Consider the following 13,401-nt stretch of genomic DNA (forward strand, 5'->3'; position numbering starts at 1 on the left):
AGAGGCTCATGCCAGAAAGCTGCGAACCGTCCGCTCCATCATGGCGGTCACCGAGAAGGTCTCCCGGGCCCAGATCCGGGCGGCCGCCGCCATCGCTTGGCGGCGCGGGGCATCGTCACGAAGGGCCAGGATCGTCGCCGCGACCGCCTCGGGTGCGAGGTCCGGTCTCGGCGGTAGCAAGAGCCCGGTCCGCCCCGGCACGATGGTCTCGGCCGCGCCCCCGGCCTCCGTGGTCACAACCGGCAGGCCCGCATGCTGGGCCTCGACGAGGACGTTGGGCAGGCCCTCCACCAGGGAGAGCAGCAGGAACGCGTCCATCCGCGCCAGCCAGTAGCCGACATGGGCCGAGCGACCGACGAACAGGACGTTCTCCGCGAGGCCGAGCCGTGCGGCATAGGCCACGCAGGTCATGCGCAGGGGGCCGTCGCCCACGAGGATGAAGCGGGTGTCCGGCGCCGTCGCCCGGATGCGAGCGGCGGCGTCCAGCCAGAGGAAGGGCCGCTTGTTGTCATCTAGGCGCATCACCGTGCCAAGGGTGAAGCCGGGGCCGGGATTGCGCGCCGCAAAATCCGCCGCGCACGCGATCTCGGCTGGGCCGCCCTCGGGGTCGAGGGCGTCGACGCCGTTATAGATCACGTCGACACGGCCCGGGTTTAGGTCGAGCCAGGCGGCGTAGCGACGCGCGGCCGCATGAGAATTGGCGGTGAGCCGCACGCCGGGGGCAGCCAGCATCGCCTGGTAGAGCCCGGCATATTCGGGGCGGTCGCGCTCCGGCCGGTCGATCGGAGGCAGGCTGCGCACGGATAGGACGATCCGGGGCACGCCGGCGGCCAGCGCTGCGAGCCCGCACGCCAGGATCGAGCCGTCCTGCCAGAGATGGACCACGTGGGGCCGGCGCCGGCGGAGCGCATCGGCGAGGCGCAGGGTGCCCTCCTGCATCGGCGTGGGCAGCAGGTCGAGCATCGACGCGAAGGGAGCCAGCACCGAGCGGGCCGGCTCGCCGCCCTGGAGGGGGAAGTCCGCGTATTCGGCGATTTCAAGCCCGGCCGCCCGCAGGCCGGGCGCGAAGAAGTCGCCCCCCGGCCGGGCGCTCGTCGAGCGCACCACGACGTCGACCGGCCCGCCGATCACGGAGCCGGCGATCGGTGCGGCCTTCACCCGGGCGGCGTGCAGCGCCCGTGCGGTCAGGGCGAACTGTCGCTCGGCGCCGCCGGCCCCGAGGGAGCCGGTGATCATCGTCACGCGCCCGACCCGGCGGCACCGACGGGCCGCCCGACGCGTCGGCACGAGGCGGGCGAAGATCTCGGCAAGCACCGCATCGGCGGCGCGGCCCCCGGTCGGCATCGCGGTGCGCCCGCAGAACGCCGTCAGCCGGGCGCAGTCGGCGGCCGCCGCGGCGCGGGCGACGGCGAGCCGGCCACCGCCGCCGAATCGGGCGATCCCGTCGTTCAGTAGGCGCAGGGCCCGCTCGATCTCGCCCCGCTTCGACAGCGCGCGGGCGAACTGGAGATAGGCGGATTCCCTCGGATGGGTCGCGATGAGGCGCCCGAACGCCCTATCGGCCTCCGCGTGGGCGCGGATCTCCTCGAGGCCCCAGGCCTGGAGCAGCATCGCGGCGGGCGTCGTCGGGGGGGCCGGGAACCGGTCGCGAAACATTTGGGCGGCGGCCTCGCGGCCCTGCCGGCGCAGGGTCCACCGCAGCACCAGGCGAAACGGCTCCACCGCCTCGGGGAAGCGGGCATGCACCCCCGCCCAGACGCGGGCCGGCACCGCCTCGCGATCCTGCGTGCCGGGCTCGACCAGCTCGGCCGCCTCCACCAAGCGAGCGGCTAGGACCTGCAGGCGCTCGCAGCCCGGATGCGCGCGCACCAGCGCGAGCAGCCCCCCGAGGGCGATCCGCGCCTCGGGACCGCGGGCGGCGCCCGCCGCGATCGCGGCTGCGCGCTGCAGGACGACGCCATCGGCCGGGCCGGGCCGGGAGCGCGTGCGGCCAAGGATGCCACCGATGGCCTCGCCGATCGGGTCGATGGGATCGCCGGTGGCGGGGCCGGGTCCCAACGCGAGGGTGCCGTCCGGGTCGTTGAGCATTGCGATGTCCCCGCGCGCTGCGCGTCTGCCGGCGGATGGCACCGCGGCTTCCCGCGGAAGGAAGCCTATGGCGAAGGGCGCCATCACCCTCCGCCGGCAGCGATCCGTCTCCGATCAGGGCCGGCCTTAGACGTGGTGATACTCCCGGTACCAGCCGACGAAGCGGTGGACCCCCTCGGCTACCGGAGTGGAGGGTCGGAAGCCGGTCAGGCTCTGGAGCAGGCCGGTATCGGCGAAGGTGCGGGGCACGTCGCCGGGCTGCATGGGCAGGTAGTTGTGCCGGCCCTTACGGCCCACCGCGCTCTCGACGGCGTCGACGAACTGCATCAGCGGCACGGGGTCGGAATTGCCGATGTTGACCGTCCGGAACGGGGCCACCGCCGAGAGGGTGTCCTCGGCGTCCCGGACCGGCTCTCCGCGCATCGGGACCGCGTCGATGAGGCGGACGATGCCCTCCACGAGGTCGTCGATGTAGGTGAAGTCGCGCTCCATCCGGCCGTGGTTGTAGATGTCGATCGGCCGGTCCTGCAACAGGGCAGAGACGAACTTGAACAGCGCCATGTCGGGGCGCCCGAAGGGCCCGTAGACGGTGAAGAACCGGAACGCGGTGGTGGGGATATCGAACAGATGGGCGTAGGAATGCGCCATCAGTTCGGTGGCCTTCTTGGTGGCCGCGTAGAGGGTCATCGGCGCATCCGCCTTGTCGGCCTCGGCGAAGGGCACCTTGTCGGCGGCGCCGTAGACCGAACTGGTGGAGGCGAGGAGCAGGTGGCCCGGCGTCATCCGGCGGGCGCATTCGAGCACGTTGAAGGTCCCCGTAACGTTGGAATCGACGTAGGAGCGCGGGTTTTCCAGGCTGTAGCGCACGCCGGCCTGGGCCGCGAGATGGATGACCACATCGGGGGCGGTCTCCTCCCAGACCTGGCTCAGGGCCTCCATGTCCTCCAGCATCAGCGCATGCGCCGTGAAGCCCGGCATCTGCAGCAGGGCCGCGTGCCGGCGCTGCTTGTAGCTGACGTCGTAATAGGCGGTCATACCGTCGATGCCGACGACCTCGTGCTGCTCGCGAAGCAGGCGCCGGGCGACGTGGTAGCCAATGAAGCCCGCTGTTCCGGTGATGAGTATGCGCACGGAGCCCCTCGCTGGTGGTGACGGTGCCGGCTGCGGCGGATCGGCGAGCCCGAACCGGCGGCACGCGTCCTTCACGAGCCCGACTATGAGACGACGTCCGCCCTCGAGGGGACCTCGCCTTTCGGGAGGCCACCCTCTCCGAAGGAGGTAGGCCCCCCTCCTCCGTACGGAGTTCGTAAGGCCGATGGCCGAGTTTGCGGGACCGGCCACTCCACGCAAAGCTCGCCAGGCCCCTCGGATGCGCCTTCCGCCGCCCGTGGTGTGCCCGGAGCCCAAGGTCCCGTCGCAAGGAGGCGCGCTGTGTCGATTTCCCCGGAGCAGGATCTTTCACACCCGGATCACCCGGCGCAGGAAACCGCCGGTCCCGAGGCCCATGAGCCGGAAACCGCGGACGGAGCTTCCTCCGATCCAGGGTCTCCGGGCGCGCGCCGGAGCCCGCCCGTCGCCTACGCGGTCGAGGTCGCGGAGGGCGAATTGCGTCTGCGGATCCAGGTCGGTCCGAAGAGCATCCCCATCGCGATAACGCCCGAGCAGGCCGGGGAGCTCGGCGCGGCCCTGATCGGCGCCTGCGTGCTCCACGCCGAGGGCCGCGTCCCGGAGCCGGGCCGGATCCTGCGCAGTGACTGGCCGGTGACCGGCTGGCGCACGGGGGCGATCCGGGAGCACTGCCTTGCGATCCTGCTCCTCGACATCCTTGGCGGACCCGAGATCGCGCTGCAGCTCCAGCCCGCCCTTGCCATCAGCTGCGGGCGCTCGCTGCTGGAAACCGGCAAGACCCTGCAACGCGCCATCCCGTAGGCCCCGTCCCCCTCGGGCCATCGGCCTACGCCGTTTGGGGGTGTTGCCTCGCGATCGCGGTCGGTGAACAGTTCGTTAACAGGGCCGCGAGGTTGCTGCGAATACTTGATGTACGACGCAGGAACGACCGCGGTTTTCCGTTCGCTTTTCTTCGCCCCCTATCGAACATCATCGTCACGATCGGCTGCGCGCAAGCGCGGGCCGGGCCGGCGAGCCCAGGTTCGGGAGGCGGTGCCATGCCGAGGAATCCATCCCGATGTCGCAGCGCTTCGCCCTGAGAGCCCTGATCCCCGCCCTTGTCCTGGCCGCCGCGTGCCGGCCGGAGGCGCGGGCGGCCGACGCCTACGCGCTGGGACCGGCCGACAAGCTGCGCGTCACAGTCTATCAGTGGGCCCAAGGGGCGGTGCCGGCGCAGAGCGGCGACTTTCAGGCGCGCCTCGACGGGCAGTTCACTGTCGACAATGCCGGAAACCTGCCTCTGCCGCTGGTGGGCGAGGTGCCGGCGGAGGGGCGCGCGACGGCCGACCTCGCCCGCGCGATCTCGGAGGCCTTCCAGGCGAAGCTCGGGACACTCACGATGCCGAGCGCCTCGGTGGAGGTCGTCGAGTACCGGCCGTTCTACGTGGTCGGCGTCGTCGACCGCCCCGGCAGCTATCCCTTCCGCCCCGGCATGACCGTGCTGCATGCGGTCAGCATCGCGGGCGGCCTGTACCGGCGGCCCGACGATCCGAGCCGCTACCAGCGCGAGGCCCTGGCAGCGGCGGGCGACGGCGCCCTGCAGGCCGCCGACCGGGACTTGCTCCTCGTGCGGGCGGCTCGCCTGGAGGCGGAACTGGCCGGGCGCGACGTCATCGCGTTTCCCGACGAGATCCTGGCCCGCAAGGCCGACCCAACCGTCGCCCGGATGATGGCCGACGAGGCCAAGATCATGAAGCAGCGCGGGGTCGCCCTCGACGCGGCGGTGACGAACCAGCGCAACCTCAAGACCCTGGCCGAGCGCCAGAACGGTTCCCTGGAGGCTCAATCCACCGCGATCGAGCGCCAGATGGCCATCGCCAAGAAGGAACTCGACGATCAGACCGACCTCGTGAGCAAGGGCCTGTCGCGGCGCCCGATCCTGTTCCCGATCGAGGCGCGCCACGCCGAGGCCGAGGCCAAGAAGCGCCAGCTGCAATCGGACATGCTCAAGAACGCGCAGGACATGGCCCGGGCCGACCAGACGGCCGAGGAGCTCCGCACCAATCGGCGCACCGAGATCCTCGACCAGCTCAAGGATGCGCGGGCCAACCTGGAGCAGGCCCGCCAGAAGATCATCACCGACCAGCGGATCGTCGATCATTCCGACGGCGAGTTCCGGGTCCGCAGCGGCGAGGCATTACCGGCCTACGCGATCCTGCGCCGCGACGGCGACCGGATGCGGGAGCGCAGCGTCCCCGAGACCGCCCGGGTCGAGCCCGGCGACGTCGTGCGGGTGGCCTTGCCGCCCCGGCGCGTGCCGGCATCGACCGCGGAGCCCGGGCCCACCGCCGCGCTCGCCCGCGAGACCCACCTCTCCGATGCCCGGCCCTGAGCCGGAACCCTGACCCGGGACGCCACTTCGAGATACCGCGACCGACCGGAGGACCGATCCGATGCCGGCCCATGTCCAAGCTTCAGCGTTCAGGAATGGCGCGTCGGCCCTGAGGAATCAGGCCGACGTAGTGGGCGCGCTGATCCTGCGCGAGACCCACACCCGCTTCGGCCGGACCCGTCTCGGCTACGTCTGGGTGCTGATCGAGCCGGTCGCCCATGCGGTTGGGCTGTCCATCGTCCATTATACGCTCGGCCGGCGCTCGCCCCTTGGCGGCAGCATGGCTCTGTTCTTCATGACCGGGCTGCTGCCTTTCTTCCTTTGGAGCAAGGTCTCCTACCGGCTGGTCTCGGCCTTCACCTCGGACCGACCCCTCCTCAACGTGCCGGCGGTGACCCATCTCGACATCCTGTGCGCTCGGGCTCTGCTGGAGGGTGCGACCTGGCTCATCGTCTCGACGATTTTGATCACCCTCCTGGTATCGATCGGCTTCAGCGACTGGCCCTTTGACCTCGAATCCCTGTTCGGCGCGGTAGCGGCGACATTTCTGCTCGCAGTCGGAGTGGGGATGATCAATGCCACGCTGACGGCGCTGCTCCAGTCCTGGCACAACGTCTTCAACATCCTAACCCGGCCGCTCTACCTCGCCTCCGGCATCTTTTACCTCGTCGACCAGGTACCAGCGACCGCGCAGGTGTTCCTGGTCTGGAACCCTCTTGTCCATGCCATCGAGTGGACCCGTACATCGTTCTATCCGGCCTACAGCCCCACCACCCTCGACAAGGCCTACCTGATCCAGTGGGCTGTCTGCACCTGCGTCGTGGGCCTAGTGCTGGAGCGCCTCGCCCGCCGAAAGGTGGAGGCGATATGATCCTCCTCGACAACGTCTCGAAGGGCTACCGCACGGCGCACGGCGTCAAGCGCATTCTGGCCGACGTGAATTGCGCTTTGTCTACGGATTTGAGCATCGGCATCCTCGGGCGCAACGGCTCGGGTAAGTCCACCCTGATGCGGATGCTGGCCGGCTCCGAGCTGCCGGATCGGGGGCATATCGACCGCGACGTGCGGGTCTCGTTTCCGGTCGGCCACTCCGTCGGCTTCTCCAACATGATGACGGGGCGCGAAAACATCGCGTTCCTGGCCCGGGTCTACGGCGAGGACGTGCGCCGGATCGTGGCATTCGTCGACGATTTCGCCGAGCTTGGGGACTACCTCAACGAGCCGCTGCGGACCTATTCGAACGGCATGCGCTCGCGTCTCGCCTTCAGCGCCTGCATGGCGATCCGCTTCGACGTCTACCTGGTCGACGAGGTCACTGCCGCCGGTGACGTCGAGTTCAAGCGCCGCTGCAACCAGCTCTTCGCTGAGCGCCGGCGCTACGCGCGGATCATCATGGCCTCGAACAACGCTAAGATGCTGCGTCTGTACTGCGACCGCGGCGCCATCCTCGAGGGAGGGTCGCTCCTGATCTTCGACACGGTCGAGGAAGCGGTCTCCGTCTACACGAACGAGATCTACCGCACTGAGGTCCAAGGGGCCGACCGGGGCGCAGACCGATGGGCTGAACGGGAGGTAGAGCCGTCATGAGCACCGAACCTGGACAAGTCGCCGCGCGGGTCTCGCCGCTCCTCAGCGTCCTCAGGCAGCGTCGGGTCAAGGCCGGTGCGGTCCCGGCCGAAGCCCCGGCGCCCGATGAGCCGGCGGAGGGGCCGGACGCGGAACCCGGCGCAGAGGATGGGCCGGACAACGTCGCCCGCTGGCGGCGGGGGCAGCCCGCGATCCGCCCCTCCGCCAAGCCGCCTATCCTGCGCGAGGTCACGGCGCTCGCGGGCGAGCCCGAGACAGCGCGCCGGATCGCCGATGCGCCGACCCGGCCGCTGCCAGGCCTGCCCGATCAGGCCTCGCAGTTCGCCGGGCGGCGGGCGCGGCGCCACCGCCAGCGCCGGGGCATCGTCCTGTCGTTCCTCGCCCTCGTAGTCCTGCCGACCCTAGCGGCGGCGCTCTATTACGGCTTCGTCGCCGCCGACCAGTACGTCTCGGAGGTCAAGTTCGCCCTGCGCTCGGTGGAGCGCAGCGGCGGACACGACTCGGCGAGCGTGGTCAGCGGTGTGCCGAACTCCCTCGCGGGCAACACCGATTCCTTCATCATCGCCGATTACATCACCACGCGGCAGTTTGTGGACGAGGTGCAGCGCAAGATCGACCTGCGCCAGATCTTCTCGAATCCCCGTGCCGATCTCTGGTCGCGCTTCGACCCGGCCGCGCCCATCGAGGCGCTGGTCGGCCATTGGCGCGCCATGGTGATGTCGCGCTACGACCTCTCCACTGGCATCCTCACCGTGAAGGTCCGGGCCTACACGCCTGAGGACAGCTACAAGCTCGCGCAGACCGTCATCGACGGTTCCGAGCGCCTCGCCAACGAGCTGACAAACCGGGGCCGGCAGGACTTCGTGCGCTTCGCCGAAACTGAGGCGCAGAAGGCGGAGGCGCGCCTGCGCAACGCTCGCGACGCGCTGGGCGATTTCCGTCGCACGGAAGGCACCTACGATCCCGTCCGCGTGGCGACGAGTAACGCCGACCTGCTGGCCAAGCTGCGGTCGGACCTCGCCAGCCTGCGCGCCGAGGCCTCCGCGCTGTCTGGCTCGATGCAGCCCAACGCCCCGATGATCCAGACCCTGACCGGGCGGATCAAGGCCACCGAGCAGCAGGTCCGCTCGGTGGAGGCCGAGGGCCAGCGCAACGGCCAGGGGGCGGGAGCCGACATGGGCAGCATGGTCGCGCGCTACGCCAGCCTCGAATCCGAGCAGACCTTCGCGGAGAAGAGCTACGGCATGGCGATGGACGCGCTGCAGGCCGCCCGCGGCCTCGCCGACCGGCAGCAGATCTACCTCGCGACCTTCGCGCGGCCGGCGCTCGCCGAGAGCGCGCAGTTCCCCAACCGCCCGGCCTCGATCGCGGTGATGGCGGGCTTCGCGCTGCTGGTCTGGCTCACCGGCCTCCTCGTCGTCCTCGGCATCCGCGATCACCTGCGCTGAGACCCTTCGCGGCCAAGGAGTCCCCTTGGCCGCGAGGCGCTTCGCGCTGCGCCCAACCCGATCGGAGCCCGCTCGAGACAGGCGGTTCACCACCAGGACGAGGGGACGACCATGATCTTCCTGCAACGCGACGGCGATACCGCCGATGTCCGCTACACCGGCGACCAGGCGCGGGTCCTCGACCGCAACGGCAACGTCGTCGTCGACTGGACCGCGGGCGGCGTGCTCAAGGACGTGCCCGAGGGCGACGGCTACCACCTCGAGGTGAGGACCGGGACCACGGTCAAGGCCGACGACCTTGCTATCGGCGCCGTGGTGTTCACGATCGGCCAGTCGAACATCGAGCGCTGGTACAACACTCCCACCGCCGTGCCGGATGCCGCGACCGGCACTTACATGATGGAGGCCGACGGCTCCATCGGACACGTGGAGGGGGGCGCCTCCACCTACTTCGCCGAGAACTACGCCGCCGAACCCGTGCTGATGGTCGCTGCCGCCAAGGGCGGCACCGCCCTGGTGGCCGCCGCCGACAAGGGCAACGGCTACTGGATGGATACCGCCGCGGGCTCCCTCTACGCCACGGCCCTATCGCTGCTTGCCAAGGTCGGCGGCTCCGCCGAGGTGGTGCTGTGGGCGCAGGGGGAAACCGATGCGACGGCCAACATCACGACCGGCACCTACGCCACAGCGTTGACCACCTTCATGAACCGGGTGCTCACCGACTTCCATTCCGGCCACGTCCTGATCCAGGAGATCGGCCCCCACGGCGACAACGACGACAAATACGACGCGGTCCGCATCGCCCAACATCAGGTCGCCGACGCCATGGGAAGCGTCGAGATCGGCGCGATCACCACCGACCTGAACACCATCGAGGACGGCATCCATCTCACGGGCGCCTCGCGCGTAACGGCCGCCGACCGCCTGCTCGACGCCGCTCTGTCCCTGCAAGGCATCGACGTCTCGCGGGCCGTGCAGAACGGGGCCGACGCGCCGGCCGGCAGCGACCACCTCGTCGGCACCGCCGCGCGCGACGAATTGCACGGACGTGCCGGCAACGACATCCTCGACGGCGGCGGCGGCAGCGACGCCCTGTTCGGCGATGCCGGCGACGACACCCTCAACGGCGGCGCGGGCGTCGACCTGATCCGGGGCGGGGCCGGCAACGACGTCATCGACGGCGGCGACGATTCCGACGTCCTCTCGGGGGGCGACGGCAGCGACATCATCAAGGGCGGGGCCGGAGCGGACGAGATTTGGGCAGATGCGGGCGACGACCTCGTCACCGGCGGGGCCGGCAACGACCTCATCTACGGCGGGGCCGGCACCGACACGGCGATCTTCTCGGGCAAGTTCGCCGATTACCGCATCGTCACCGACGGCCTCACAGCCACGGTCACCGACATCAACCTCGCCGACGGCAACGACGGCACCGACCTCCTCGACGGGGTCGAGTACCTCAGCTTCGCCGACAAGCCGCAATACGACATCAAGGGTACCGGCCTGCCGGCCCTCTTCACCGCGAGCGACGACTACGTCGACTTCGCCACCGTGGTAGCCGGCACCTACGCACCGACCTCGTCCCACGCGGGCTTGGCCGGCAACGACGAGATCTACCTGCCCAAGGATGCGACGGCGGCTCAGGCCGCCGGCTACGACACCACCGTGGCGATGGATGGCGGCGACGGCAACGACGTTATCATCGGCGGCAACCTCGACGACTGGATGAAGGGCGGAGCCGGGGACGACATCCTCAATGGCGGTGCCGGCTCCGACCGAATGGAGGGCGGCCTCGGTAACGACAAGTACTACGTCGACACCACCGCGATCGGCGCCACCGGCGATCTTGTCGTGGAGAAGCCGAACGAGGGGATCGATACAGTCATCAGCACCGTGACTTTTACACTCAAGAGCAACGTCGAAAACCTCACCCTGGTCGGCCTCGACAACGTCAACGGCACCGGCAACGAACTCGATAACGTCATCGCGGGCAACGATGGCAACAACATCATCAACGCCAATGCGGGCAACGACACCCTCCTGGGCGGCGCCGGCGACGACTCCCTGCGCGGCAGCCTAGGCAACGATATCATCGATGGCGGCCTCGGGCGCGACACAGCGGTCTTCGCCGGCAAGTTTGCCGATTACCGCATCACCGACGTGGGCGGCGCGGTCACCGTCACGGACCTCAACCCCGCCGATACCGACGAGGGCACCGACACGATTCAGGGCGTTGAACTGCTCAAGTTCTCCGACAAGACCTACACGGTGAACATTCCGAACGGGCTGTTCAGCAACGGCAACGACACCGTGGATTTCGCCACCGTGGCGGCGGGCACCTACCAAGCCGGCACGCAGTACGCGGCCGGGGCGGGGGACGATGTGGTCCATCTCGCCGGCACCGCGGCGGCCGCGGCGGCCGCCGGCTACGATACCACCCTCGCCTTCGATGGCGGCTTCGGCAACGATATGATCACGGGCGGCGGCCTCAACGACTGGATCAAGGGCGGCGACGGCGACGACATCCTCGATGGCGGCGTCGGCTCGGACCGGCTCGAAGGCGGCCTCGGCAACGACACCTACTACGTCGACGTCACGGCGGTCGGCACGACGGGAGACCTCGTGATCGAGAAGTTCGGCGAGGGCGTGGACACGGTGAACAGCAGCGTGACCCACACGCTCAAGAGCAACGTGGAGAACCTCACCATGGTCGGCATGGCGGAAATCTCCGGGTTCGGCAACGACTTGGCCAACACCATCATCGGTAACGACGCAAAGAACTCGCTCAAGGGCGACCTCGGCGACGACATCCTCTTCGGGATGGGCGGCAACGACAGCATCACGGGCGGGGCCGGCAACGACACCATCGACGGCGGTCTCGGGACCGACATCGCCCTCTATCTCGGAGCCAAGGCCGATTACACGGTCACGATCACGGCCGGCCGGGTCGTGATCACCGATAACAACCCGGGCGACATTGGGGGCGACGAGGGAACCGACACCCTGGTCGGCATTGAGACCCTCAAGTTCTCGGACGGCACTATCACGGTGCCGCTCGGCGCTCCCCCGACAGCGCTCGCGCTGAGCCATGCCGAGGTACCCGAGAACAGCCCCGGCGGCACGCTTGTCGGCAGCTTCAGCGCCACCGACCCGGATGTCGGCGACAGCTTCACCTTCACGCTTCTCGACACGGCCGGCGGTGCTTTCGCGGTCGACGGCGCCAACCTCGTGGTGGCCGCCGGCGCAGTCCTCGATTTCGAAACCAATCCAAGCCTCACGGTGACGGCGCGCGTCACCGATGGGGGCGGGCATGCCTTCGATCAGGCCTTCACCATCACACTCTCCGACGTGCAGGGCCCAGCCATCACCGGCACCGCCGCGGCCGACAGGCTCACCGGCACCGCGGAGGGCGAGACCCTCGACGGGCTGGGCGGCGCCGATACCATGACGGGCGGGGCTGGAAACGACACGTACATCGTCGACAACAGCAAGGACGCGGTCGTCGAACTGCCCGGCGGCGGCATCGATACCGTCCTCAGCGCGGTGAGCTTCACCCTCGGTGCCAACCTCGAGAACCTCGTCCTGACTGGGACCGCGAGCAAGGGCACCGGCAACGCCCTCGACAATGTCCTCACCGGAAACGACGCCAACAACACTCTCGACGGCGGCCTCGGCGCCGACACCATGGCGGGCGGCCTCGGAAACGACGTCTATTTCGTGGACAATGTCGGGGACGTGGTGACGGAACGCGCCGACGCGGGCACGGACACGATCAAGACGACGCTCGCCAACTACGCCCTCGGCAACGGGGTCGAGGTTCTGACCTTCCTCGGCACCGGCGACTTCCACGGCACCGGCAACGAACTCGCCAACACGATCACGGGCGGGGCCGGCAACGACACGCTCTCGGGCGGCGGCGATACGCTGAAGGACAGCTTGAAGGGCGGCCTCGGCGACGACACCTACATCGTCGGGATCAACGATACTGTGACGGAGGCCGCGGATGCCGGCCACGACACGGTGCTGACCGCGCTCGCGACCTACAAGCTCGGCAGCAATGTGGAGGACCTCGTCTATACCGGCATCGACGGGTTCAAGGGCACGGGCAACACCCTGGACAATCTGATCAAGGGAGGGGCGGGCAACGATACCCTCGACGGCGGTGCGGGCGCGGATCTCCTCGCGGGTGGGGGGGGCAACGACACCTACCTCATTGAATCCGCTGGCGACCGGATCTTCGAGCAGGTCGACCTGGCCGACGCAGCGAGCCCGGATGCCGGCGGCATCGACACCGTCCTGATCAAGACCGGCCTGACCCAGTACGCCCTCGGCAACTTCGTCGAGAACCTGACCTATTCCGGCACTTCCGCCTTCCAGGCCGCTGGGAACGCCTGGGACAACACCCTCGTCACCGGTTCGGGCAACGATATCCTCGCGGGCGGCTTCGGGCACGATATCCTCACCGGCGGCAAAGGCGCGGACCAGTTCCTGTTCAACGCGCCGGGCGAGGGAGCCGATACCATCATGGACTTCTCCCAGAGCCAGTTCGACCGGATCGCCATCAAGGGTGCGAACTTCGGAGGCCTAAACCCCGGCAGCGTCCTCCCGGCGGACTGGCTCGTCCTCGGCGCCACTTCCACTAGGGCCTGTCATCGCCTGAACGGATTGCCGGGGCTCGCGTTTTCATCTTTCTGAGGCAGGAGGGATGATGCTGAGCGACGCGCAATGGTCTGAACTGGAGCCCCTGGTGGAGGCGTGCCGGCCCAAGGCCAAGACGCC

8 protein-coding genes are annotated in these 13,401 nt (G+C 69.2%); 6 read left to right on the forward strand and 2 right to left on the reverse strand.

What is annotated here, in order from left to right; all coding sequences use genetic code 11:
* Nucleotides 1-6: 6 nt before the first annotated feature.
* Both MKK55_RS03075 and MKK55_RS03080 read right to left on the reverse strand, forming a co-directional pair.
* Complete coding sequence (locus MKK55_RS03075) at nt 7-2,088, reverse strand: glycosyltransferase (protein WP_243933228.1); 2,082 nt, start codon at nt 2,086-2,088, stop codon at nt 7-9.
* Between the two features lie 126 nt (nt 2,089-2,214).
* Nucleotides 2,215-3,219, reverse strand: a complete 1,005-nt coding sequence (locus tag MKK55_RS03080; protein WP_243933230.1) for an NAD-dependent epimerase/dehydratase family protein — start codon at nt 3,217-3,219, stop codon at nt 2,215-2,217.
* A gap of 300 nt (nt 3,220-3,519) precedes the next feature.
* Here MKK55_RS03080 and MKK55_RS03085 point away from each other — a divergent pair, with 300 nt between their 5' ends.
* The 6 genes from MKK55_RS03085 (at nt 3,520) to MKK55_RS28990 (ending at nt 13,317) form a co-directional block, all read left to right on the forward strand.
* Nucleotides 3,520-4,017 (forward strand): hypothetical protein, encoded by a 498-nt coding sequence (locus tag MKK55_RS03085; protein ID WP_243933232.1) that lies wholly within the window; start codon nt 3,520-3,522, stop codon nt 4,015-4,017.
* Nucleotides 4,018-4,273: 256 nt separating this feature from the next.
* Nucleotides 4,274-5,587: a polysaccharide biosynthesis/export family protein gene (locus MKK55_RS03090; protein WP_243933233.1), complete on the forward strand. Its 1,314-nt coding sequence runs from the start codon at nt 4,274-4,276 to the stop codon at nt 5,585-5,587.
* A gap of 61 nt (nt 5,588-5,648) precedes the next feature.
* Nucleotides 5,649-6,458: an ABC transporter permease gene (locus tag MKK55_RS03095; protein ID WP_243933234.1), complete on the forward strand. Its 810-nt coding sequence runs from the start codon at nt 5,649-5,651 to the stop codon at nt 6,456-6,458.
* A complete protein-coding gene (locus MKK55_RS03100; protein ID WP_243933235.1) occupies nt 6,455-7,174 on the forward strand; it encodes an ABC transporter ATP-binding protein in 720 nt (239 codons plus the stop codon). The genes MKK55_RS03095 and MKK55_RS03100 overlap by 4 nt, the downstream gene beginning before the upstream one ends.
* A complete protein-coding gene (locus MKK55_RS03105) occupies nt 7,171-8,622 on the forward strand; it encodes a hypothetical protein (protein WP_243933236.1) in 1,452 nt (483 codons plus the stop codon). Before MKK55_RS03100 ends, MKK55_RS03105 begins: the two co-directional genes overlap by 4 nt.
* 111 nt (nt 8,623-8,733) lie before the next feature.
* The gene (locus MKK55_RS28990; RefSeq protein ID WP_279595947.1) at nt 8,734-13,317 is read left to right on the forward strand and encodes a beta strand repeat-containing protein; all 4,584 of its coding nucleotides are present in this window, start codon (nt 8,734-8,736) and stop codon (nt 13,315-13,317) included.
* Nucleotides 13,318-13,401: the final 84 nt, after the last annotated feature.

The sequence above is a fragment of the Methylobacterium sp. J-059 genome, from assembly GCF_022829485.1.
GTDB lineage: Bacteria > Pseudomonadota > Alphaproteobacteria > Rhizobiales > Beijerinckiaceae > Methylobacterium.